We start from the raw sequence: 22,459 nt of genomic DNA, 5'->3' as shown, positions 1-22,459 counted from the left end.
CCGGGCCTAGGCAGAAGGCGATTGTTCGGTGTGTTGTCCGGCGACCAGCGCCCCGCTGTGGATCATCCAGCGGTGCACAGCCTCGCGCACGGCCGCGGCGGCCAGATAGGCGCAGTGGCGGTCGTCGTCGGGAAACCGGCCGACAGCGGCCACGATGGCGGCCTCGTCGATGTCCACGGCGTCATCCAGGGAGATGCCGGCGGCCAGCCGGGCGGCGGTGGCGGCGGCAATGAGGCTTGAGGCGCAGCCGTCGGTGCTGAAATCCGTGGCCGTGATGCGCTCGCCGGCCACGGCAATGGCGATGGAGATGGTGTCGCCGCAGGAGCCTTTGACCGTGCCGACGCTGGTCGGTTCGGCCAGCCGGGGGCGGTCCGGGGCGTCGCGCCAGATGGCGTAGCCGCGCTCCCCAAAGCGGGCCACGAGCTCGGCCTGCTGCTCCTGCTCAAACACGTCGAGGATCATGTCCAGGGGATCGGCTTCGGGGCTAGTTGGCATCGGCCGGCTCCTTTTTTCCTCCCACGGCCTGGACGGCGGCGGCGATGACGCCCTTAAAGGCCAGGGCGGCCGGGCTTTGGCCGGCAACAGCCAGATAGACGTCGCCGTCGTCGCCCGAGCGGGCCACTTCCGGGTCGATGGGGATGCGGCCAAGGAACGGAACCTGGACCTCTTCGGCCAGCCGCTCGCCGCCGCCGGTGCTGAAAATGTGGTGGACGGCACCGCAGTCCGGGCAGGCAAAGCCGCTTAAATTCTCCACAATGCCGAGGATGGGATTGCCAAGCTGGCGGCAGAAGGTGACCGAGCGGCGCACGTCGTCCACGGCCACGTCCTGGGGCGAGGTGACGATCAAGGTCATGGCCTTGGGGCCGAAAATCTGGAGCACGGACAGGGGTTCGTCGCCGGTGCCGGGCGGGCAGTCGACCACCAGCACGTCGCGCTCGCCCCAATTCACCTGTTCGGCCAGCTGGGCAATGACCCCGGCCTTGGCCGGTCCGCGCCAGATGACGGCATCGTCCTTGCCGGGCAGGAGAAAGCCGATGGACATGACGCCGAGATTCCAGTGCCACTCCACGGGCAACATGCCCTTTTCCGACATTTCCGGGCGATAGCCGGTGAGTTTTAACAGGCGCGGGATGCTCGGGCCGTGGACGTCCACGTCGAGCAGGCCGGTTTTAAGGCCTTCCATGGCCAGTCCGGCGGCCAGATTGGCCGAGACCGTGGATTTGCCCACACCGCCCTTGCCGGACAGGACGACGATGACGGCGGCCACCCTGTCAAGGCCGGTGGCTTTGGGGGGGTGGCGATTTCCTCGTTCAAGTCGCGAAGGCCTTGCTCATTCATGATGGTTCGTACTCCGTATGGATGGCCCCGCACCCTGGCTGTCCCGGTAGCCGGCCCCGGCGGCCGGTCGGGCGGCGGCCGGGGCGGGCCCCCGGAGCGAGCAGGGTGTCGAGGCGGTTTTGGGCCAGGGCGGCGATGACAGTGGGCACATCTCCGGCAATCCAGGGGGCTACGGCAATGCCGTATCGGACAAAGGGGGCGAGGCAGCAGCAGGTGGCCCCGCCGCATACGAGCAGTTCCACGCCGGATCGGGCCAACAGGGCGGCCAGTCCGGGCAGCCCCTCGGCCGGCATGGGCCAGACGGCGTCGGCCAGGAATTGGCCGGCTTCAACGTGGTAGCTGCGAAAGGCCGAAGCCGTTTCCAGCAGGGAGGCCAATCGCCCGCCGTGGCAGGCCAGGCAGATCCTGGGGCAGCGGGGCGGCGTCGGGTCGTGGGGGAGCGGGGGCATAGTGGAACCTCGCCCGACAAGAGGCAGGAACCGTGCCAGTGTGAGAAAGACTGTCCTGGCAATGGGTTGGTGAAAATTGGCGGTTTGCAGCAGACAGCGCGGGCGTATTTATTGCCCATGCGACATGTTTCGGGCGAATTAATAGCCCGCAAAGGCCGGGTCCGGGCAGCCACGGCCGGGAAAAGGCGGCGGATGGGCCGGGGCTGGGGGAACGGGCTTGGAGAGCGTCTTTCAGGTGGGCGAATAATACGCCCGAATCCTTGGAAGAGGGCGCAAAAAAGGCCGGGACAGCGGTCCCGGCCGGCATGCGCAGGCGGTCTCTGGCGGGTTACGGGGCCACGGGCCTGGGTTCGCGGGCGACTTCCTGGGCAAAGTCGTCGATCCACCAGATGCGGTCGGCCCGGCACTGGAGATCTGTTGAGACACCGTTTTTAAAGACGAGCAACTCGAACTGTTTGTTTTTTTCGGTGATGTATTCCACGGCATCCAGGAGATCGCTGTCGCCGGAGGAGAGGATCAGGGTGTCGTAGTTCTCGATGTGGGTGAGCGCCAGGGTGGCCAGACCGACGTCCACGCCCTTTTGCTGTTCGCGGCTCAGGCGATGGGTCCGGTCATGGGAGCAGGTGATGGGAACCTTGCGGCGGCACTGTTCGCAGTAAAGTTCGTTTATTTCGCTGGTGCGCAGTTCGTAGAGCTTGGTGATGATTTTCGGTCCCTGGGGCGGAGCGGAGCGCATCCAGTTGTAGAAGGCAACCTGGGAATCGGGGGTGGGATTGGGCACGGAGTTGAGATAATAGGCGCGCCAGATGGGGCTTTCGTATTCCAGTTTATTGCGCAATTTGACGTAGTCGATGCTATATTCCCTATTGTAATAGGATTGCCCCCTGTACATATACCCGGCATCAATCAGCCACAGTCTTCGATTGGTCATTGGTACGTCCTTTTATAAGAAAATTTTCTTCGGCAATTGCGGATTTTCACAATGCTCTTCCGCGCAGTATACGCGAAGGCGGCCAAGAGGGAAGAGGTCTTGTCGAGAAATATAGTTAATAAAATGAAGGGGTAGCCTGCTTCCGCCAGCCACTTGGCCAGGACCGGTCCGCCGGCCGGACAGTGGCCGGCAGCAGGATGTCGTTTCTCCGGAACGGATGCTCTCGTGCCATGTTCGGGAAATTCGTGTCCCCGGACCGCCGTGGCAGATGTTGTTCATACCGTAATTATTTTCAAATATTACGAGACTGTTGTTGCGCAGCGCATCCTGGGGCGCACAAGCAGGCAGGAATGGCCCGCACCCGGCGCAGTCGCGATTCGTCTTGACATTGACAATCGCTCTCAATTATCACCCCCGAAACGTTTGCGTCGCGGCGGCACCTGGGCTTGCGGAACAGACGAGGCGGGACGGGCCGCCGGGGGTGTTCATACGGTGGCGAGCTTGACCGACGAGAGCCTTGACCAGATGCGGGAGCGCCTGGAACGGGTGCGCGATGATCCGCAGCGCGTGCTGGCCCTGGCCGGGGAGTTCCTCGATCTGGCCTCGCGCATGGTCAGCCGGGCCGAAAAACTGGCCCGCATCGGCGACCGCACCCAGGCCCGGATGGTGGACCTCAATCGCCGGCTGCGCCAGCAGGAAGAGCAGTACCGGGGCATTTTCGAGAATTCCACCGAAGGCATCTTTCTGGCCGATGCCGCCGGCCGGCTCCTGACCGTCAACCAGGCCCTGGTCGAATTGCTGGCCCCGCCGCCCGGGCCAGGCGCAGGTGTTGGCGAGGCCGCCCTGGCCGAAACCGCGACGGTTGCCTCCCTGTTTTTTGATCACGCCGACTTCCGGGTGTTTGAGCAGGTTTTGCAGGCTTCGGGCCGGGTGCGGCGCATGGAAGTGCGGCTGGTCACTCCCCGGGGGCCGGTGTGGTGCCTGGTTGGGGCCTCGGTCATCGAACCCGACGGCCACGTGGTCGGCATGACCCAGGATATTTCGGCCCGAAAGGCCCTGGAAGACGAGCTGGTGCGCCGGGCCACCTCCGATTCGCTGACCGGCCTGGCCAATCGCCGGGGGTTTTTCGAAAACGCTGTCAGGGCCCAGGCTGCGGCCGCCCGCTCCAGAGCGCCGCTTGGCATGATCATGGTTGATGTGGATCATTTTAAAAACGTCAACGATGCTTACGGCCACGACGTCGGGGATGCGGTGCTGCGGGCCGTGGCCGGCAGGCTTCGCGACAGCGTGCGGGTGGCGGACATGGTGGGCCGGGTCGGGGGCGAGGAATTTGCCGTGCTGTGTCCGGGAACGGATCTGGCCGGCGGCGAGGAACTGGCCGAACGGTTGCGCCGGGCCCTGGAGGGGCTTTGCGTCGAGGCCGGCGGCCAGTGCGTCCGGGTGACGGCCAGCTTTGGGGTGGCGGTTTTCACCGAGGGGCTGGACCCCGAACCGGCCGCCTGCCTGGCCCGGGCGGACAAGGCCCTTTATGCCGCCAAGCGCAGCGGGCGCAACCGGGTCTGCCTGGATTGCGGACTGTGGCCGGCGTTACGGGGCGGGGCGGCCGAAATGGCCTAAGCGAAGCCGCCGGCCCGGGCACGCTGCCCGGCTGTAATTGATTTTGAAAGTTGTTTTCAGTCTCAATAAAACACTGCCCGGAGCGCTGTCTGCGGCCTAACCCGGCCGGACAGGGACGTCTGAGACTGCAAGGAGGCAACCGTGCGAAGGCTTCTTGAAAAATGGCGCGGCAGCGGGGAAGCCGGCCTCATGGCGGCGGGACTGGGCACCCCGGCCAAACTCGGGCTGATCCTCTTTCCCTTTGTCGTCATTGCTCCCCTGGCCCTGATGTTCGGCCAGGCCGCCCTGGACGAGGGGACGCTTAAGGCCATGCTGGCCGGCTACGTCACCCTGGGCGTGATCCTCTATTACCCGCTGGTGCGCCTGGCCGGCAAATCCATCGTGTTCGACCAGGTCGGGCGGCTCATGGACAGCTGTATGCGCATCAAGCAGGGCAACTACGCCACGGCTTGCGCCCCGCCGGTGCGCGGCGAGGCCGGGGATTTTCCGGGACTGGCCCGCCAGATCTACTGGCTTGGCCACGCCGTGGCCGTGCGCGAACGGCGGCTCAACGACACGCTGGTCAATCTGGAAAGCGCCCACCGCCAGATCGAGTCCAGCCTGGATTACGCCGCCCGTATCCAGCGGGCCTTTCTCTCCAGTCCGGCCGAACTGGCCGAGGTCTTTCCCGACAGCTTTGTATGGTGGGACCAGCGCGACGTGGTCGGCGGCGACGTGTTTTTTATCGCCCGCTGCCAGGGCGGTGTCTTTGTCGGCATCGGCGACTGCACCGGCCACGGCGTGCCCGGGGCGTTTATGACCCTCATTGCCAAGGCGGCCCTGGACCGGGTGCGCCTGGAACGCTTCGAGGGCGATCCGGCCGGGGTGCTCACCGAGGTCAATCGGTTCATGCAGCAGTGGCTGCTCCTCCAGGGTGGCGGCGAGGTGGACGACGGCATGGACATGGGCCTGGTCTATCTCGACGCCGACGATTGCTCCCGGCTCGTCTACGCCGGAGCGCGCCGGCCGCTTTGGATCAAGCGCGGGGCCGAAGTGGTCGAGATCGGCCCGGACCGCATGGGCCTTGGCTACGCCAAGACCCCGGCCGAGGCGGTCTTTGCCAATGTGCCGGTGGCCCTTTTGCCGGGCGATGCCTTTGTCCTTTTTTCCGACGGCGTCACCGATCAGGTTGGCGGCGGGCGCGACCTGCCCCTTGGCAAGCGTCCCTTGCGCCAGTGGCTCGCCGACACGGGCGACCAACCCCTGGCCCGACGCCGGGACGCCCTGGTCGAACTTTTTGAAACACACCGGGGCCGAAACGGACGCCGCGACGATGTGGCCGTGCTGGCCGTTCGCCCCATTGCCCTGGGAGGGATCTGATGACTGGCGGCCCCCAATTCGACAAATGCCGTGAACTGCTTCGGGAAGGCGGCGTGGTCCTGTACTTCAAGGGACCGGTGACCCAGGAGGTCGTGGAGGGCCTTGGCTCCATGATCCGGCGCAAGGTGGACTTCGAGATCGCCAACCGCACCCGGGCGGCCATGGCCTTTGCCGTGCTGGTCGAGCAGCTGCAAAACGTCCTGCGCTACGCTGCCGACGCCGTGGACATGGCCACCGGCCGCATGGCCTCGGGCGAACTGATCATACGCCTCGATCCCGACGGGTTGTGCCTGAGTTGCGGCAACCTGATCCGCAAGTCGCTGGCCCTCCGTATCCGGGAACGCCTCGACGTCCTGGCCGGCACCGACCGGGAGACGCTTAAGGCCTTGTACAAATCCTGCCGCCAGCAGGGTCCCGACGACCAGTCCCGGGGCGCGGGCCTGGGCTTTCTGGAAATGGCCCGCCGGTCCGTTCGCCCCATGCGCTACCAAATCCAATCCATCTCCGACGATCTGGCCTGGTTCGCCCTGGACGTCGTCATTGCCTAGAGGAGCCGACATGCAGCCCTTTGTTAGTGCGCCAACGCGCTCCACGCCCGAAATCCGTTTCGATGCGGTAAGCCACCAGCATCGCATGAAAGGCGAGTGTTACCCGGAAAACGCCGCCGCTTTTTTCAGTCCGATTTTTGCCTGGCTGCGCTCCTATCTGGCTGCCAAGCCGACCGCGCCGGTCACCTTTGACATGGAACTGGTCTACTTCAATTCGTCCTCGTCCAAGGCCCTGCTCGACTTGTTCGAGATGCTCGAAATCGCCGCTGCCGGCGGAATGCGCATCACGGTCAATTGGCGCTACGACAAGGACAACGACATTGCCTGCGAGTGCGGCGAGGAATTCGCCGAGGACGCCAAGGCCCTGGCCTTCAAACTGGTGGCGCTCTAACCGCCGCCCGCCGGAGGACATGATGGACGACTCGACAGCGGCCGGCCTGGCCGACGCACCGCTTTGCTGGCGCGCCCCGCATCCCGCCTCCCTGGCCGTCTCCGGCCTCCTGGCCGCCGTGGCCGCCACCGCCGCCGGAGCCGGCGCGGCCTGGGACATGCCCCCGGCTGCCGCCGTGCTCCTGGCCGGCGGGACCACGCTGCTGGCCGGACTTGTCGCCTGGGCCGCCCTGGTGGACATGCCGGCCCGCCAGTTGGCTGCCGGACTCGGCACCGCGTTGGCCGGCCAGCCGGTCGTTGATCTCCCGGCCCCGGGACTGGCCGTCAGTCCCCTGGCCGGGGTGTGGGACACCGCCGCCCGGGTGTCCGAGACGATTTCCAGCCTCAGGGCCGAGGCCGAGGACCAGCGCAAGCAGGCGTTTGCTGAAAACAGGCAGGCCCTTAAGGCCCTGCGCGACGCGGCCAAGGCCCACCGCACTGCCGGGCAGGCCCGGCTGGCTGCCGTGTCGGAGGTGGTGGGTGAGGTGCGCGGCCATATCGAGACGGCCTCGGTCCGGGCCGAGTCCCTGCTGGCCGACGGCGCGGCCACCATCGAGCTGGTCGCCTCCCAGTCGCACAGCCTGGGCGAGGCCTTTACCCTCCTCGACACGGCCTTGCTCGCCGTGCGCGAGGCAGCCGAAAACGCCCTGGGCGCTGCGGCCAAGGCCCAGGAGGCGGCGGCCATCGCCGAAACCGGGCATCACCTGGAGATCGGCCTGGAAGGGGCCTGCCGCAGCGTGGCCAAGTCCATGGAGGGGCTGTCCAGCTCTTTTGAGGCGCTGGTTGATGGGTTGCGCTTTGCCGCCACCACCGGCGAGGCCATTTCCGACATTGCCGACCAGACCAACATGCTGGCCTTGAATGCCGCCATCGAGGCGGCCCGGGCCGGGGACCACGGCCGGGGCTTTGCCGTGGTGGCCGACGAGGTGCGCCGGCTGGCCGAACGCTCCAAGGAGGCCGCCGCCCAGGCCGCCGCCCGCCTGGGCGGGGTCATGGCCCAGGCCGAGGGCAATGCCGGGCTGCTTCGGGCCGCCAATGCCGCAACCGGCGATCTCCTGACCCTGTCCTCCAGGGTCGGGACAGCCCTGACCGACATCGCCGCCAACGCCGTGGCCGCCCGCAACCAGGGCGAGGCCAGCGCCGACACCGTCAGCCGCTCCCTTTCGCCCCTTGGCCGGGCCGGGCAGGCCCTGCACGAAACCCTGGCCAAGGCCACGGCCATCGAGGAGGCCGCCCTGGCCGGCCAGGACCATGCCAGGGGCGTGCGCGAGGCCCTGGCCGGCGTGGATCGGCTCATGGCCCGGTTGTGCGGCGCGGCAGCCGAAGAGGAAACCGCGGCCTGTTCCTGAGTGTTGCCTGGCAGCCTCAAACGAATTTTCCAAGACACAGGCATTTGCCGGAGGTGGACATGGACGAACGCACATCGAGTGGCCGCACGCACCTGGGGGCCATTGCCCCGGGCGGACGGTGCACGGTGGCCAGGGTCGGCTGCGACGGCTGTCTGGGCCAGCGGTTGGGCGATCTGGGGCTGGTGCCTGGCGAGGAGATTCTCGTGGTGCGCAATGCGCCGCTGCGCGACCCCATCGAGATCAAGGTCAGCGGCTTTCTGGTCAGCCTGCGCCGCTGCGAGGCCTCGCTGGTCGAGGTGATGGCCCAATGAGCCGCCGCATCCTGGCCGCCTTGGCCGGCCAACCCAACTGCGGCAAATCCACGGTGTTTAACATGCTGACCGGTGCCCGCCAGCATGTGGCCAACTTTCCCGGCGTCACGGTGGAGAAGAAATCCGGCCATTTCAAGCTCGGCGGCCGGACCTGCGAGCTGGTGGACCTGCCCGGAGCCTATTCCGTCAGTTCGTACTCCCCGGAAGAGCGCGTCACCCGCGATTTTCTGCTTTTTGACCATCCCCGGGTGGTGGTCAACGTCATCGACGCCTCCAACCTGCGCCGCCATTTGTGCCTGACCGTGGAGTTGCTTGAACTGGAAAGCAACGTGGTGGTCCATTGCAACATGATGGACGTGGCTGGGCGGCGCGGCCAGGTGCTCGACACCGACATCCTGTCCCAGCGCCTGGGCGTGCCGGTGTCCACGGGCGTTGGCCGCAAGGGCCAGGGCCGCGAGGCGCTTGCCGCGGTCATGACGGCGGCCGTGGACCTGCCGGCCAAGGATGAACCGTTTCGGGTGGACTATGGTCCGCTTGAGCCGCACATCAAGGCCGTGGAAGATGTGCTGGCCAAGGGCGGCGACCTGGGCGCGCCCCGGCGCTGGCTGGCCGTACGGCTGCTCGAAAACGACGAAGGGGCGCGGCAGTTCGTGGCCGAGGTGTTTTTCGATCCGGTGCGCCTCTCCGCGCTGGTTGCCGAGCGTCAGGAAACTTTCCGGGAGTCGTCCGGGGAGACGGTCGCCGCCTTTGCCGCCCTGGCCCGGCGTCGGCTGGCCCGGTCCCTGGCCCGGGCGGCCACGGTCAAGGCGGCCGGACCGGAAAAAACCCGGACCGACGCCATCGACGATTTCGTGTGCCACAAGTACCTCGGCCCCGTTATCCTGATCGGCGTGCTTTTTGTCCTGTATCAGGTCTCCATCGTCTGGGGGTATAAGCTCACCAACTACACGTGGCCGCTTTTGGCCGGTCTCAAGACCGTTGTGGCCGGTTACCTGCCTCCGGCCGGGATGCTCGAAGACCCGCTCCTGCGCTCGCTTGGCCTGTGGTTCATGGATTCCGTCAATTCGCTTTTGAACTACATCCCCATATTTTTCCTGCTCTTTTTCTGCGTGGCCTGCCTGGAGGACACCGGCTACATGCCGCGCATGGCCTTCATCCTGGACCGGCTGTTTCGATCCTACGGCCTGCACGGCCAATCCACCCTGCCCATGGTGCTGGCCGGGGTCTATCTTGGCGGCTGCTGCGTGCCCGGAGTCATGGCCTGCAAGGCCATTCCCGACGACAAGTCGCGGCTGGCCACCATCCTTATCATTCCGCTCATGAACTGCCTGGCCAAGGTGCCACTCTACATCCTTTTGGTCGGGGCCTTTTTTCCGGGCGACGCCTCGGCAGCCATGTTCTTCATTTCCACGGTCACCCTGTTCATGGCCCTGCCCATTGCCCGGCTGCTGTCCTCGACCCTGCTCTCGAACCTCGACAGCGCGCCCTTTATCATGGAGATGCCGCCGTACCACCTGCCGACCCTGCGCAACCTGTTTACCCGGGCCATCGAGAAGGTGGCCCTTTTCATCCGGAAGATCATCACCGTGGTGGCGGCCGTGGCCATCATCGTCTTTGTCCTGCTGCAGTTTCCCGGCATCAGCCGCGAGCACAAGGCCGCCTATCAGACCCGGCTGGACGCCTCCCGCAGCCGGCTCGACGCGGCCGTGGCCGGCTCGCAGTTCGAGGCGGTCCTTCACGGCAAAGGGCTGCTTGGGTTTTTGCGCTACGAGGACGCCTACAAGGCGGCCCGGTCAGGGGTTACCGACGCCGAGGCGGCCAAGGCCGTCGATACCCGGTTTCGCGAGGAAAACCCGGACTTCTTCGCTATTTTAAAACCCCGCACCGACGCTGCGGCCAAGGCGGCCCTGGCCGGGGTTCGGGCCTTTGCCCAGAGCCGCGACAGCATCGGCCTGGAAATGCGCCGGGAGCGCCTGGAAACGAGTTTCCTCGGCATCCTCGGCCGGGCGCTGGAGCCGGTTACCCGGTTTGCCGGCTTTAACTGGCGGGTCAACGCCGGCCTGCTCTCGGCCTTTGCTGCCAAGGAATCGGCCGTGGCCACCATGGGAGCCATTTACAAGCTCGAAGCCGGCGGCAACGACAACCAGTCGCTTGAGGTCTCCATGCGACACGGCGAGGCTGATTTCACGCCCCTCCATGCCCTGGCGCTCATGCTCTTCATGGCCCTTTATCCGCCGTGCATGGCCACTTCGATGATGATCAAGGTCCAGACCGGCGAGGCCAGGTGGATGGTGCTGGCCATCCTCTACCCCATGTTCGTCGGCATCATTGTGGCCAGTGCCGTTTTTACCGGCGGCCGGCTGCTCGGCCTTGACGGCAACGCGGCCATGTGGAGCTTTTACGGTCTGGCCGTGGCCGCCACCATCCTGGCCGGGCTCATTCCCCATCGCAACCGGGGGCCCCGGCCCGTGGTTCCGGCAGCCTGCGAAGAGGCTGCGCAAAACGCCTGATTCCAAGCCGGGCAGGGCCGAACCGGCTCGGCCCCCAAACAGCAACCCGTCGGGACGCCTGTCCCGGCAAGCACTGTGGCCGGGCCTCTGCGCCCCCTGTCCCGCCAAACCTCAACCCGCAGCGGACGCGGATTTCCGGAGTGCTTTCCTATGAAATTGAGAATGAAAATTGCTCTCGCTCTCATCGCCCTGGCCCTGGCCCTGCCCGGCGCAGCCCTGGCCCACACCGCCTTGTGCTCGTGCTTTGACAACGCCGACGGCACCATCACCTGCGAGGGCGGCTTTTCCGACGGTTCCTCGGCCTCGGGCGTGGGCCTGATCGTCAAGGACGGCTCGGGCAAGGTCATCGAGCAGGGGGCCATGGACAAGACTTCGAAGTACACCTTCAAGAAACCCGAGGGCGCCTACGCTGTCGTCTACGATGCCGGCGAAGGCCACAAGATCGAGATCGACGGCAAAAAGATCCTGGAATAACGCGGAAAAACCCCAAACAGGAGGACGACATGCAGCACAGACAGACTTTGGCCGGACTGCTCGTTGCCCTGGTTCTCGCCCTGGCCCTGCCGGGTCTGGCCAGCGCCCACTTCCAGATGATCTACACCCCGGAAATCGCCCTGGACAAGGGGGGCGAGGTGGACATGCGCCTTGTCTTCACCCATCCCTTCGAGGCCGGGCACACCATGGATATGGGCGCGCCGGAACAGTTCTTCATGGTCTTTCAGCGCGGTGCCGAAGGCGAGGCCCAAAAAACCGACCTCAAGGCGGGGCTGACCCCCATCACCTGGAAAAGCCTGACCAATTCCGGCAAAGCCTATGCCTTCAAGCAGAAGTTGCGCAGCCCCGGCGACTACGTGTTCGCCCTGGTCCCGGCCCCTTATTTCGAGCCGGAAGACAAGTCCTACATGCAGCAGATCACCAAGCTGGTGCTCAACGTCGGCGGCATTCCCGGCAACTGGGGCAAGCCGGTCGGCCTAGCCACCGAAATCGTGCCCCTGGCCAAGCCCTACGGCCTTTATACCGGCAACGTCTTTGTGGGCCAGGTCCTGGCCGACGGCAAACCCGTGGCCGATGCCGAGATCGAGGTGGAATATCTAAACCACGCCCCGGCCATGGGTACCAACAGCTTTGACAAGAAGGCCGTGGCCACCGCTCCCCACGACTGCTTCATCACCCAGGCCATCAAGGCCGACGCCAATGGCGTGTTTGTCTACGCCATGCCCAAGGCCGGCTGGTGGGGCTTTGCCGCCATGGGCACCGGCCCGGTGAAAGAATTTGATGGCAAACCCCTGTCCCAGGATGCGCTTCTCTGGGTCAAAACTGTGGATATGAAATAGTTCCCCCTCTGCCGGGAACCAGTCAGGAAGCGGGACGTCCGGCCACGGGCGTCCCGCGTTGTTGCCGGGGGAACGTCGATTCCGGGATGAACGGGCCGTGTAGGCGGTCCTGGTACGGGCCTTGGGCGGCGTGCCGTCAGCCAGTGGGGCGACGGTCTTGGAGAACACACTGCAAACGGGTGTCCGGCGAGATGACTTTTCCGGGCGTTTGGGCTAGACTTGGCGTGGTCAAACCATCAAACCCCGCCGCGTCGAGGTCCCATGCGTTTCATTCTGGCCTTGCTGCTTCTGTTGCTGACTGCTGCGGCCGCACCCTGCGGCAACCTCGATTTCACCCTGCACAAACTCGATTCCGGCCGTCCCGGTCCGACCATCCTGGTCATCGGCGGCATCCAGGGCGACGAACCCGGGGGCTTTTCAGCTGCGGCCCTGCTGGTTTCCCACTACAAGATCAAGTCCGGCTCGGTCTGGGTGGTGCCCAATCTCAATTTCTTGAGCATCATCCGCTGTTCGCGCGGGGTGTACGGCGACATGAACCGCAAGTTCGCCGAGCTTGACCCCAAAGACCCGGAATACGAGGCCGTGCAGAAGATCAAGGCCATCATCCGCGATGAGCAGGTGACAGCCGTGCTCCACCTCCACGACGGCTGGGGCTATTACAGCCCGACCTATATCACCGAGTGGCAGTGCCCGCTGCGGTGGGGCCAGTCAGTCATCATCGACCAGGAGACAGCCGAGGCCGGCCGGTTCGGCAATCTTCAGGAACTGGCCGAGCGGGCCGTGTCCGCCGCCAACGACCATCTCTACGAACCGCTGCACGCCTACCACGTCAAAAACACCCACACCAAGACGCTCGATGACGAGACCTCCAAGGAAATGGCCAAGACCCTGACGTATTTTGCCATCGGCCAGGGCAAGCCGGCCTTTGGCATCGAGGGCAGCAAGAATCTGCCGCCGCCCATGCGCTCCTACTACCATCTGCGGGTCATCGAATCGTTTCTCAAATCCTTTGGCGTGGAATACGAACGCACCTTCGAGCTTGGCGCGCCCCAAGTGGCCGAGGCGCTGCAAAGCAACGTGGCCGTGTCCTTTTTCGACAACAAGGTCTACCTTGATCTGCGAAACGCCCGGGAGCGGTTGCGCTTTATTCCGCTTAAAAAGGACAGCGCCGTGGAATACCAGCCGGCCAGCCCGCTGCTCGCCCTGGTGTCGGCGGACAAGAGCCTCAAGGTCTATTTCGGCAACACCAACGTCACCGAGCTTGATCCGCAGTTCATGGAATTTGATTCGAGCCTCGGGGCCGTGCCCATGGACATCGACGGCGTGCGCCGGGACGTGGCCTTTGGCAAGGTGGTGGACGTGCGCAAGGGCTTTGCCGTGGCTCCGGGCGGGGACTACCGGGTCAATGTCATCGGCTTTTCCAGGCCGGGCCTTGCCGACGAGGCCGGGGTAGCCCTGACCAGGGCCGATCTCAAGAAGGAATTTTCCGTGGACAAGGCCGGCACGGTCTACCGGGTGGAAGTCTACAAGGGCGAGAAGTTTTGCGGTATGATCCTGGCGGCATTCGCGGCTGATGCTCCGCGCCTGGCCAAGACCGATGCCAAGCTCTTGCAACACCTGAAAAAAACCGGCGAAATCAACCTCGGCCGATAGACCTCGCCCTTTCGGGTGGAAACTTCAGTCGCCACCCGTTGGCAGCCGTATCGCCAAGATCCTCCGGACCGTCGGCGTCTTGTGGTTTGCCCAGGGCAGGCTCCTCCGCTTCTGGTTCAATGTCCCCCCATCCGGCGTTCACCCGGACTGTTGCACCGGGCCCTGCCCTGTTGCGGTGTATTTCCCGCACACGTTTCAGCCGCCCGATAAATCCTTGCCATCAACTCCCGATTTTCTGTATTCTCGCAGTATAGATACCCGGAATGCGGCACTGGCACCGGGGCGTGCAACGGTGCCGCCGCGATCTTTTGCCCGCGTTCAACACCACTTCACAGGAGAACCAACATGAAAGGTGGTCCGGCTCGGCGTGCCTTCTTGGCCGTCATGGCGACGATGCTGCTTTTGGCTGGTTGCGCCAGACATGGCGACGTTGTCGCCAAGGCCCGGGAACAGGACAAGGATCGTCTCGATTTCGCACAAATTCGAGCCATAGCGGAGGAAGGCTTCATTTACGGACTGCCTATCGTTATGAACTATGCAGTCGTTTATGAATATTCCATTGATCGCAATTCCGGACAATACAAGGCCCCATTCAACCAGCTCTGCAACGATTCCCAGGTGCTGACATATAAGGACACGGCTGTTGTTACGCCAAACAGCGATACGCCGTATTCGTTCCTCTCGATGGATCTTCGGGCCGAACCCATGGTGCTCTCTGTCCCGGCCGTGCCCGGAAAACGCTACTACAGCGTACAGCTTGTGGACGGCAATACGTTTAACTTCGGATATGTCGGCAGCCGGACAACAGGCACGGAGGCTGGCGATTACATGGTCATCGGCCCGGATTATACCGGCGAAGTCCCGCCGGGAATCAAGTCGGTCTTCCGATCGAGCACGCAGTTCGCCATAGCGATTTTCCGGACCCAGCTTTTGAGTGCCACGGACATGGCCAACGTCAAAAAGGTGCAGTCCGGCTACAAAGCGCGCCCGCTCTCGGCTTATCTGAAAAAGCAGCCGCCGGCCGCGCCGTCGGCCATCGCCTTCCCGAAAATCGACAAGGAACTGGTGAAGCTCGAGTTCTTTGAATATCTGGATTTTGCCTTGGCCTTCGCCCCGGCCGGGCCTGAAGAGGCGGCCATCCGGGAGAAGCTTGCCCGTATCGGTGTCGGGCCGGGCAAGACCTTCAACTTCAAGGACTTATCCTTGGCCCACAAGGCGGAAATCCTGCTCGGAATGCAGGCCGGTTCGGCCAAAGTGGATCAGGCTGTGGCAACCGTCGGCAAGGACATCAATGGCTGGCGGGTGGCTTCGGCTTTTGGCGATCGGTCCTTTTACAACGGCGACTGGCTGCTGCGAGCCGCCGCCGCCAAGGCCGGCATCTATGGCAACGACGCAGTGGAAGCCGTCTACCCCATGACCAAAACCCTGGCCGATGGAGAACTGCTCGACGGCAGCAAGCACGACTACGCCATCACTTTCCCGGCCGGGCAGTATCCGCCGGTCAACGCCTTCTGGTCTCTGACCATGTATGACGGCAAGACCCAGTTGCTGATCAAAAACCCCATCAACCGCTATCTCATCAACGCGCCCATGGTGCCGCAGATGCACAAGAATCCGGACGGTTCGTTGACGCTTTACATCCAAAACAAAGCGCCGGGCAAAGACAAGGCAGCCAACTGGCTGCCGGCCCCGGACGGGCCGATCTATCTGGTCCTGCGGCTGTATTGGCCAAGGACCGAGGCACCGTCCGTGCTGCCGCCCGGCCAGGGGAGCTGGCAGCCGCCCGTGATCCAAAAGACGCGCTAGGCCACATGCAAAGCGGCCCGGGAATCGCCAGATTCCCGGGCCGCTTTTCGGCATCAACCCCCCGGCGGGGCCGGGGCAGCGCCCCGATTCTCTTCTTCTCTGCTTGCCCGGCCGCGCATTCGCTCCGGTGCACGGTTTAAAACGCTTCCCATCCCCCAACCCCACCCTTTCCGGGGGTTCGGGGGGATGATCCCCCCGGAGGGGCTCGGGGCAGCGCCCCGATTCTCTTCTCTTCTCTTTTCTACTCTTCCCTACTTCCCCAATAGCAGGCCGCGGCGGTCGGCGACACGGATGGTCTTGCCTTCCTCGCTGCGCGTGAGGCTGCCCGGTTCGACGAAGCGCACGGCAAAGCCGACGCCGAGTTCCGAGGCCAGCCGGCGCTCGAGCTTTTCCAGCAGGGCCTGATGTTCGGAAATGCGGTCAAAGAGCAGATCTTCGGAAGGTTCCACCTCGACCAGCGCTTCGTCCAGGGCTCCCTGGCGGGTGAGCACGATGCGGTAGTTGGGGGTGACGCCTTCGACTTCGAGCAACAGCGCCTCGACCCGCGAGGGAAAGACATTGACGCCCCGGATGATGAGCATGTCGTCGCAGCGTCCGAGGATGCGGCCGATGCGGCGCATGGTGCGCCCGCAGGGGCAGGGCTCGGGGATGATGCGGGTGATGTCGCCGGTGCGAAACCGGATCATGGGGTAGGCTTCCTTGGCCAGGGTGGTGATGACTAGTTCGCCTTCCTCGCCGTCGGCGAGAGGTTCGCCGGTGGCCGGGTCGACGATCTCGATCAGGAAATGGTCTTCACTCACGTGCATACCGGCTTTTTCCAGGCATTCGCCGGCCACGCCCGGTCCCATGATTTCACTTAGGCCGTAGTTGTCCGTGGCCGTGAGCTTGAGCCGGTCTTCGATGGCCCCGCGCATGGCCTCGGTCCAGGTCTCGGCTCCGAACAGGCCGTAGCGAAGGGAGAGCGCGTTGACGTTGACGTCCATGGCCGTCAGCGTCTCGGCCAGATGCAGGGCGTAGCTTGGTGTGGCCACGAAAACCGAGGTGCGGTAGTCCTGCATGATGGCCACCTGCCGCCGCGTGCCGCCGCTCGAGGCCGGAATCACGGCCGAACCGACCGTCTCGGCTCCGTAGTGAAAGCCCATACCGCCGGTGAAAAGGCCGTAGCCGAGCGCAATCTGCACCACGTCGTCGCGGGACACGCCGGCCGCGACCATGACCCGGGCCACGAGGCGCGACCAGGTCTTCACATCATTGCGCGTATAACCGGCCACCACCGGCTTGCCCGATGTACCCGACGAGGCGTGCAGGCGCACGACATCCCGCAGGGGCACGGCAAAAAGCCCATACGGATAGGCCTCGCGCAGATCGGCCTTGGTGGTGAAGGGCAGGCGGCGCACGTCGGCCAGATCGGAGAATGTTTCGGGATCGACGCCCAACTCGGCAAAGCGCTTGCGATACAGCGGCACGTTGCGGGCCACGCGGGTCAGCGTTTCCTGCAATCGCTCCAACTGCAACTGGGCCAGCTCCCGACGCTCCATGGTCTCGAATTTCGGCTCAAAACATTCGCGCATGGTCAGGCTCCCGTGAGAGTGAGAGTGAGAGAAAGAGTGCCTCCGGCGGCCAAAGGGGTGACCCCTTTGGAATCCCTCCTGGAAGGCAAGGGGTTCATGGGGAACAACGTCTGTTGCTGCAACAACAGTCGCCCCTTGAAAATTTTTCCCTTTGCAGGGGTCCGGGGGGATCATCCCCCCGGCCGCCGGAGGCATCTTCTCTTCTTTCTTTCCTCTTCTCTCTTAATTATCCTTCTCTCGCCCGAGATAGGCGCGGCGGACGTCGTGGTTGGCGAGCAGCTCTTCGGAGGTGCCGGAGAGGAGCACCCGGCCCGTCTCCAGCACGTAGCCCCGGTCGGCTACGGCCAGGGCGCTCTTGGCGTTTTGCTCGACCAAAAGGACGGTCAGGCCCTTGTCGCGGCGAAGGGTGGCCACGTGGCGGAAGATTTCCTTACAGATCTGGGGGGCAAGGCCCATGCCGGGTTCGTCCAAAAGCAGGCAGCGCGGCCGGGCCATGAGCGCCCGGCCAATGGCCAGCATCTGCTGCTCGCCGCCGGAGAGGGCGGCTGCCTGCTGGCCTTTGCGGTCGAGCAGCACCGGGAACATGCTGTAAATCTCTTCCAGATCGGCCGCCACTTCGCGGCGGCGAAATTTCGTATAGGCCCCAAGGAGCAGATTGTCCTCGACCGACATGGGGCCAAAGACCAGCCGCCGCTCGGGCACATGGGACAGCCCCAGGCGCACGATACGCTCGGGCTTTTCCGTGGCTATGGAGCGGCCGTCAAATTCGATGTCGCCGCCGGAGACGCGCATGACGCCGGAGATGGCGGATAACAGCGTAGTCTTGCCCGCGCCGTTGGCCCCGATCAGGGCCACGATCTCGCCCGGGGCGACATGGAGCGACACCCGACGCACCGCGTGCACCCGGCCATAGTGTATATCGATGTTACGAAGAGTCAGCATTGTGGGGTTTGCCTCCGGCGGCCAGGAGAGGCGCTGCCTCTCCTGGACCTCTCCGCCGGGGGGGATCATCCCCCCGGACCCCCTGGGCGGGGGACAGATTATTTACTTTACGGCTGTTGCAAAATTTCGAGAGCCTCCGGCGGCCAAAGGGCTGAGCCCTTTGGAATCCCACCTGGGGGATGCCGGTTGGTTGGGACATCTTACACCCCAGCAGCAACCCTTTTAAAACTTTCCCCTTTGCAGGGGTCCGGGGGGATCATCCCCCCGGCCGCCGGAGGCATCTTCTCTTCTCTCTACCTCTTCCCTCTCACATCACTCGTCCTCACCCAGGTACGCCTTGATGACTTCCGGGTTGGCCTGGATGGCGTCGGGTGTGCCGGCGGCCAGCGGGTGGCCGAAGTGGAGCACGGTGATGTGGTCGCTCACAGCCATGACCAATTCCATGTCGTGTTCGACCAGACCGACGGTGACGTGGCGGCGGTCGCACACGGCCCGGATGAGGTCGCCGAGTCGGGCTGTTTCCTTGGAATTGAGTCCGGCGGCCGGCTCGTCGAGGAGCAGCAGCTTGGGGTCGGCGGCCAGGGCCCGGGCCATCTCCAGGAGGCGTTGTTTGCCGTAGGGCAGATCTCCGGCCGGGGTATCAGCCTCATCGGCCAGTCCGACGAACTCCAGGCAGTCCAGGGCTGCTTCGCGGCAGGCTGCTTCGGCGCGACGAAATCCCGGGGTGCGCAGGATGCTGGCGGCCACGGTGTAGCGGGTGAGCGCATGGCGGCCGGCCATGACGTTTTCCAGGACGGACATGGAGGTGAAGACTTCGAGATTCTGGAAGGTGCGCACGACGCCGGCCGCGGCCCGCTTGTGGGGGGGCAGGCCAGCGATGTCGGCCCCGTCCAGGCGGATGTCGCCGGAGGTGAGCGGCACCATGCCGGTGATGGCGTTTAACATGGTGGTCTTGCCGGCGCCGTTGGGGCCGATGAGCGCCGTGACCGACCCCCGGGCAATGGCGAAATCGGCCTCGGTCAGGGCGTGGATGCCGCCGAAACGGACGGTTGCGGCGCAAACGTCGAGCAGCGGAGCCGGCGGGGCGGGGGAGACGGCGTTAGCTGCGGGCATCATCCACCCCGGTGCGCCGCAGTTTGCGGGAAAGGCGTTTGATGCCGCCGGCCAGCCCGTCGGGAAGATACATGATGGTGAGCACTAAGATGGCTCCGTAGACCAGGATGTCGATGTCTTCGAACTCCCGGAGCGCTTCCGGCAGGGCGGTTAAAAAGAACGCGCCGGCAACCGAGCCCCAGACGCTGGCCATGCCGCCGAGGACGACCATGACCACGAGCTGGACCGAGAAGGAGAACCCGAAGGAGGCCGGGGCGATGAAGCTCAGGTAGTGGGCGTAGAGCACCCCGGCCAGACCGGCCAGGGCAGCGGACAGGACAAAGACGAAGCGCTTGTGGGCGGCGATGTCGACGCCAAGGCTGGAGGCGGCCTTTTCGCTGACGTGCAGGGCCCGCAGCGCCCGGCCGGTGCGCGATTTCATGAGGTTCAAGGCCAGGAGCACGACCAGGGTGAGAACCACGGCCATGAGATTGTAATAGCCGTGGTCGGACTCGAAGGTGTGGCCGAAAAGGGCGAGGCGGGGGATGCCGACGAAGCCGGACGGGCCGCCGGTCAGGTCCACGGCCTCGTTAAAGACGATGGAAACGATGATGCCAAAGCCAAGCGTGGCCATGGCCAGATAGTTGCCCTTGAGCTTGAGCGTGGGCAGGGCCACGATCCAGGCCACGGCTGCCGCCAGGGTGACGCCGGCGGCCATGCCGACCGGGATGGGCAGGCCGAAGCGGGTGGTGCAGATGGCCGTGGCATAGGCCCCGAGGCCGTAGAAGGCGGCGTGGCCAAGCGAGACCTGCCCGGCGTAGCCCATGAGGAGATTTAAGCCCACGGCAATGACGGCGTTAAGGCTCCCCAGAATGCAGATGCTCAAATAGTATTCGTTGGGCAGGCCGTAGGGCACGGCCAGGAGCAGGGCGAAAAAAAGAACCGCCTGGGCGGCGTTTTGGCCAAGAATGGGACGCTTCATACCCGCTCCACCCCGGCCTTGCCAAAAAGGCCCGAGGGTTTGACGAAGAGCAGCAGGAGCAGGACGATGAAGGCAAAGGCGTCCTTGTAGCCCGAGGCCACGTAGCCTGCGCCAAAGGATTCCAGGACGCCAAGGAGCAGCCCGCCGGCGGCTGCGCCGAAGGGATTGCCCAGGCCCCCCAGGATGCAGGCGGCAAAGCCCTTGAGGCCAAGCATCATGCCGACGTCGTAGGCAGTCATGGTGATGGGGGCGAGGATGGCCCCGGCCGTGGCCCCGATCAGGCCGCTTATGGCGAAGGACAAAAGCGCCATGCGGGCCACCGAGATGCCGACGAGGCTGGCGGCTTTCTTCTGGCAGGCGCAGGCCAGCATGGCCTTGCCCTGGATGGTGGCGGAGAAAAAGAGCTTGAGGGCGGCCAAGAGGGCCAGCGTCACGGCCAGGACCCACAGGCTCTGGGGCTGGATGGCCGCGCCCAGGGCCAGGATGGGCTTGACCCCGGAAAAGGCCGGCAGGGCGACGGTGTCCTTGCCAAAGGCCAGCATGGCCCCGCCGCGCAGGAGAATGGAGACGCCGATGGTGATGATGACGGCGTTAACGGCCGGCGCACCGGCCAGCGGCCGGATGGTCAGCCGTTCCATGAGGCCGCCGATGACGGCCGTGGCCAGACAGGCGGCCACGATGGCCAGGGGCAGGGGCAGCCCCGCCCCCAGCAGGCACACCGACAACATCCCGCCGAGCATCACGAACTCGCCCTGGGCGAAGTTGATGATGCCGGTGGTGTTGAAGATCATGGTGAACCCAAGCCCGATCAGACCATAGGCGGCCCCCTGGGTGAGTCCTGAAACGATGTATTGGGGCGCGCCGGCAAACATCACTGACCAACAATGACCCAGTCGCCCTTCTCGATGCCAAGCATGATGAAGGCGTCGGGACCAAGACCGGCATGGTCCTCGGGGGTAAACGTGAAGATGCCGCCGATGCCGGCGAAGCCTTTGATCTTTTCCAGTGCGTCGCGGATGGCTTCGGGCTTGTCGGAGCCGGCGTCGGCAATGGCCCGCACGGCCAGATGGAGCGAGTCGTAGCCGTGTCCGCCAAAGGTCGAGACCGGGGCCTTGAAGCGCTCGTCATAGCTCTTGGCATAGGCCACGAGCTGGGTTTTTTCCAGATCGGTGTCCGGGAGTTTCTCGGCCACGGTGATCTTGCCGGCAGGAAGGAGCAGGCCTTCGGCCGCATCGCCGGCCAGTTCGATGAATTTTTTCGAGGCCACGCCGTGGCTCATGTAGAGCGGGGTGGTGATGCCGAGCTGGACCCGGTTTTTGGCCACCACGGCCGGTCCGGGGTTGGTGCCCCAGCAGATGACGGCGTCGGGGCTTGTGCCCTGGATCTTGGTCAGCTGGGCGGTCATGTCGGTGTCTTTGGGGCCAAACACCTCATCAGCGGTCATTTCAAAGCCCCCGGCCGGGATCAGCTCCTTGAGCACCTCGCGCCCGGCCTGGCCGAAGCCGTCGGACACGGTGAGGATGGCGAGTTTTTTGTATCCCTTGCCCTTGGCGTGGGTCAGGATGCGGGCCACGGCCAGCCGGTCGGACGGGGCGACCTTGTAGATATAGGGATTCACCGGCTTGGTGATTTTTTCGGCGGCGGAGCAGGAAATAAGCGGCACCTTGGCGGCAGCGGCCTTGCCCATGACGGCAAGCGAGTTGCCCGAGGTGGTGGGGCCGAGGATGGCGGCCACGTTTTCCTTTTTGATGAGGCGATCAACGGCCAAAACGGCCTTGTTCACGTCGGTCTCGTCATCGAGGATGACGACTTCCACGGGCCGGCCAAGGACGCCGCCGGCGGCGTTTATCTTGTCCAGTTCCATCTGGATGGTGTTGCGCTCGGGTTCGCCGAGAAACGAGGCCGGTCCGGTGACGGACAGCACCGCACCGAGCCGGATGGGTTCGGCGGCGCGGACCGGGCCGGTGGCGGCAAAAAGGGCGCAAAGGGCCAGGAGGATCGCTTTGATGCGCATGGCTCGCTCCTTCAAGCGCGTTTTCCGCGCAACGGACTCTCCGTTGCGCGGAAAACGTCGGTGTCGTCGATTCGTGTCCCGCCTTGTAGTCGATTCCGGGCGGGAAGGAAACCGGGTGGGGCCGGAGATTATTGCGCTTGGGGCAACAGTTTGAAATCGCCGCCGGCGATGGTGACCATGACAAAGGCGGTCTCGTCAAGGCCGTTGTGGTCGGCCGGCGTGAA

Annotated in this window: 20 protein-coding genes and 1 pseudogene; 11 read left to right on the top strand and 10 right to left on the bottom strand. The window is 64.7% G+C overall.

Translation table 11 applies throughout. From position 1 onward, the window contains the following. Positions 1-6: 6 nt before the first annotated feature. The 4 genes and pseudogenes from DVDV_RS08530 to DVDV_RS08515 all read right to left on the bottom strand — a co-directional run bounded on the left by DVDV_RS08530 (position 7) and on the right by DVDV_RS08515 (position 2,718). A complete protein-coding gene (locus tag DVDV_RS08530; RefSeq protein WP_075354259.1) occupies positions 7-495 on the bottom strand; it encodes an iron-sulfur cluster assembly scaffold protein in 489 nt (162 codons plus the stop codon). After that, a pseudogene (locus DVDV_RS08525) lies at positions 485-1,338 on the bottom strand (P-loop NTPase). The gene DVDV_RS08530 and the pseudogene DVDV_RS08525 overlap by 11 nt, the downstream one beginning before the upstream one ends. Continuing rightward, positions 1,335-1,787 (bottom strand): hypothetical protein, encoded by a 453-nt coding sequence (locus tag DVDV_RS08520; protein ID WP_075354258.1) that lies wholly within the window; start codon positions 1,785-1,787, stop codon positions 1,335-1,337. Before DVDV_RS08520 ends, DVDV_RS08525 begins: the two are co-directional and overlap by 4 nt. 328 nt (positions 1,788-2,115) lie before the next feature. Continuing rightward, positions 2,116-2,718, bottom strand: coding sequence for an NYN domain-containing protein (locus DVDV_RS08515; protein WP_075354257.1), 603 nt, complete (start codon positions 2,716-2,718; stop codon positions 2,116-2,118). Positions 2,719-3,219: 501 nt separating this feature from the next. Here DVDV_RS08515 and DVDV_RS08510 point away from each other — a divergent pair. The 11 genes from DVDV_RS08510 to DVDV_RS08460 all read left to right on the top strand — a co-directional run bounded on the left by DVDV_RS08510 (position 3,220) and on the right by DVDV_RS08460 (position 15,634). Then, on the top strand, positions 3,220-4,335 hold the full coding sequence (locus DVDV_RS08510; protein ID WP_075354256.1) for a sensor domain-containing diguanylate cyclase: 1,116 nt from the start codon (positions 3,220-3,222) through the stop codon (positions 4,333-4,335). 141 nt (positions 4,336-4,476) lie between these two features. After that, a complete protein-coding gene (locus tag DVDV_RS08505) occupies positions 4,477-5,694 on the top strand; it encodes a PP2C family protein-serine/threonine phosphatase (protein WP_075354255.1) in 1,218 nt (405 codons plus the stop codon). Next, entirely contained in the window at positions 5,694-6,242 is a 549-nt protein-coding gene (locus DVDV_RS08500) for a SiaB family protein kinase (protein WP_075354254.1), read from the top strand. Before DVDV_RS08505 ends, DVDV_RS08500 begins: the two co-directional genes overlap by 1 nt. Before the next feature lie 10 nt (positions 6,243-6,252). Further along, entirely contained in the window at positions 6,253-6,633 is a 381-nt protein-coding gene (locus tag DVDV_RS08495) for a DUF1987 domain-containing protein (protein WP_075354253.1), read from the top strand. Positions 6,634-6,652: 19 nt separating this feature from the next. Continuing rightward, positions 6,653-8,020, top strand: coding sequence for a methyl-accepting chemotaxis protein (locus tag DVDV_RS22940; protein WP_217694123.1), 1,368 nt, complete (start codon positions 6,653-6,655; stop codon positions 8,018-8,020). A 59-nt stretch (positions 8,021-8,079) separates the two neighbouring features. Next, positions 8,080-8,331: a FeoA family protein gene (locus DVDV_RS08485; RefSeq protein WP_075354251.1), complete on the top strand. Its 252-nt coding sequence runs from the start codon at positions 8,080-8,082 to the stop codon at positions 8,329-8,331. Beyond that, positions 8,328-10,841: a ferrous iron transport protein B gene (gene feoB, locus DVDV_RS08480; RefSeq protein ID WP_075354250.1), complete on the top strand. Its 2,514-nt coding sequence runs from the start codon at positions 8,328-8,330 to the stop codon at positions 10,839-10,841. The genes DVDV_RS08485 and feoB overlap by 4 nt, the downstream gene beginning before the upstream one ends. 162 nt (positions 10,842-11,003) lie before the next feature. Next, complete coding sequence (locus DVDV_RS08475; protein ID WP_254845313.1) at positions 11,004-11,315, top strand: hypothetical protein; 312 nt, start codon at positions 11,004-11,006, stop codon at positions 11,313-11,315. 29 nt (positions 11,316-11,344) lie between these two features. After that, positions 11,345-12,175, top strand: a complete 831-nt coding sequence (locus DVDV_RS08470) for a DUF4198 domain-containing protein (protein WP_075354248.1) — start codon at positions 11,345-11,347, stop codon at positions 12,173-12,175. A gap of 261 nt (positions 12,176-12,436) precedes the next feature. After that, positions 12,437-13,828, top strand: a complete 1,392-nt coding sequence (locus tag DVDV_RS08465) for a M14 family metallopeptidase (RefSeq protein ID WP_075354247.1) — start codon at positions 12,437-12,439, stop codon at positions 13,826-13,828. Positions 13,829-14,173: 345 nt separating this feature from the next. Then, positions 14,174-15,634, top strand: coding sequence for a DUF1254 domain-containing protein (locus DVDV_RS08460; protein WP_075354246.1), 1,461 nt, complete (start codon positions 14,174-14,176; stop codon positions 15,632-15,634). Positions 15,635-15,885: 251 nt separating this feature from the next. Here the strand turns inward: DVDV_RS08460 and DVDV_RS08455 are convergent, their stop codons facing one another. From DVDV_RS08455 to DVDV_RS08430, 6 genes are all read right to left on the bottom strand, one after another. Further along, entirely contained in the window at positions 15,886-17,205 is a 1,320-nt protein-coding gene (locus DVDV_RS08455) for a phenylacetate--CoA ligase family protein (protein WP_075354245.1), read from the bottom strand. A 222-nt stretch (positions 17,206-17,427) separates the two neighbouring features. Next, positions 17,428-18,147 carry an ABC transporter ATP-binding protein gene (locus tag DVDV_RS08450; RefSeq protein WP_075354244.1) on the bottom strand — a complete coding sequence of 240 codons (720 nt, stop codon included), beginning with the start codon at positions 18,145-18,147 and terminating at the stop codon, positions 17,428-17,430. Positions 18,148-18,459: 312 nt separating this feature from the next. Next, on the bottom strand, positions 18,460-19,263 hold the full coding sequence (locus tag DVDV_RS08445; protein WP_254845312.1) for an ABC transporter ATP-binding protein: 804 nt from the start codon (positions 19,261-19,263) through the stop codon (positions 18,460-18,462). After that, positions 19,247-20,221, bottom strand: a complete 975-nt coding sequence (locus DVDV_RS08440; protein WP_075354242.1) for a branched-chain amino acid ABC transporter permease — start codon at positions 20,219-20,221, stop codon at positions 19,247-19,249. The genes DVDV_RS08445 and DVDV_RS08440 overlap by 17 nt, the downstream gene beginning before the upstream one ends. Further along, on the bottom strand, positions 20,218-21,093 hold the full coding sequence (locus DVDV_RS08435) for a branched-chain amino acid ABC transporter permease (RefSeq protein ID WP_075354241.1): 876 nt from the start codon (positions 21,091-21,093) through the stop codon (positions 20,218-20,220). Before DVDV_RS08435 ends, DVDV_RS08440 begins: the two co-directional genes overlap by 4 nt. Next, the gene (locus DVDV_RS08430; RefSeq protein WP_075354240.1) at positions 21,093-22,235 is read right to left on the bottom strand and encodes an ABC transporter substrate-binding protein; all 1,143 of its coding nucleotides are present in this window, start codon (positions 22,233-22,235) and stop codon (positions 21,093-21,095) included. Before DVDV_RS08430 ends, DVDV_RS08435 begins: the two co-directional genes overlap by 1 nt. Positions 22,236-22,459 lie beyond the last annotated feature (224 nt).

It is taken from the genome of Desulfovibrio sp. DV (genome assembly GCF_001936595.1).
Classification (GTDB): domain Bacteria; phylum Desulfobacterota; class Desulfovibrionia; order Desulfovibrionales; family Desulfovibrionaceae; genus Solidesulfovibrio.
Note: the sequence above shows the minus strand (reverse complement) of the source record. Positions and strands in the feature narration are given on the sequence as shown.

What these genes read in the sequence shown, in the direction of transcription:
- DVDV_RS08530 (WP_075354259.1), bottom strand. Translation starts at nt 495, where the DNA reads ATGCCAACTAGCCCCGAAGCCGATCCCCTGGACATGATCCTCGACGTG.
- DVDV_RS08520 (WP_075354258.1), bottom strand. Translation starts at nt 1,787, where the DNA reads ATGCCCCCGCTCCCCCACGACCCGACGCCGCCCCGCTGCCCCAGGATC.
- DVDV_RS08515 (WP_075354257.1), bottom strand. Translation starts at nt 2,718, where the DNA reads ATGACCAATCGAAGACTGTGGCTGATTGATGCCGGGTATATGTACAGG.
- DVDV_RS08500 (WP_075354254.1), top strand. Translation starts at nt 5,694, where the DNA reads ATGACTGGCGGCCCCCAATTCGACAAATGCCGTGAACTGCTTCGGGAA.
- DVDV_RS08495 (WP_075354253.1), top strand. Translation starts at nt 6,253, where the DNA reads ATGCAGCCCTTTGTTAGTGCGCCAACGCGCTCCACGCCCGAAATCCGT.
- DVDV_RS22940 (WP_217694123.1), top strand. Translation starts at nt 6,653, where the DNA reads ATGATGGACGACTCGACAGCGGCCGGCCTGGCCGACGCACCGCTTTGC.
- DVDV_RS08485 (WP_075354251.1), top strand. Translation starts at nt 8,080, where the DNA reads ATGGACGAACGCACATCGAGTGGCCGCACGCACCTGGGGGCCATTGCC.
- feoB (WP_075354250.1), top strand. Translation starts at nt 8,328, where the DNA reads ATGAGCCGCCGCATCCTGGCCGCCTTGGCCGGCCAACCCAACTGCGGC.
- DVDV_RS08475 (WP_254845313.1), top strand. Translation starts at nt 11,004, where the DNA reads ATGAAAATTGCTCTCGCTCTCATCGCCCTGGCCCTGGCCCTGCCCGGC.
- DVDV_RS08470 (WP_075354248.1), top strand. Translation starts at nt 11,345, where the DNA reads ATGCAGCACAGACAGACTTTGGCCGGACTGCTCGTTGCCCTGGTTCTC.
- DVDV_RS08465 (WP_075354247.1), top strand. Translation starts at nt 12,437, where the DNA reads ATGCGTTTCATTCTGGCCTTGCTGCTTCTGTTGCTGACTGCTGCGGCC.
- DVDV_RS08460 (WP_075354246.1), top strand. Translation starts at nt 14,174, where the DNA reads ATGAAAGGTGGTCCGGCTCGGCGTGCCTTCTTGGCCGTCATGGCGACG.
- DVDV_RS08455 (WP_075354245.1), bottom strand. Translation starts at nt 17,205, where the DNA reads ATGCGCGAATGTTTTGAGCCGAAATTCGAGACCATGGAGCGTCGGGAG.
- DVDV_RS08450 (WP_075354244.1), bottom strand. Translation starts at nt 18,147, where the DNA reads ATGCTGACTCTTCGTAACATCGATATACACTATGGCCGGGTGCACGCG.
- DVDV_RS08445 (WP_254845312.1), bottom strand. Translation starts at nt 19,263, where the DNA reads ATGATGCCCGCAGCTAACGCCGTCTCCCCCGCCCCGCCGGCTCCGCTG.
- DVDV_RS08440 (WP_075354242.1), bottom strand. Translation starts at nt 20,221, where the DNA reads ATGAAGCGTCCCATTCTTGGCCAAAACGCCGCCCAGGCGGTTCTTTTT.
- DVDV_RS08435 (WP_075354241.1), bottom strand. Translation starts at nt 21,093, where the DNA reads ATGTTTGCCGGCGCGCCCCAATACATCGTTTCAGGACTCACCCAGGGG.
- DVDV_RS08430 (WP_075354240.1), bottom strand. Translation starts at nt 22,235, where the DNA reads ATGCGCATCAAAGCGATCCTCCTGGCCCTTTGCGCCCTTTTTGCCGCC.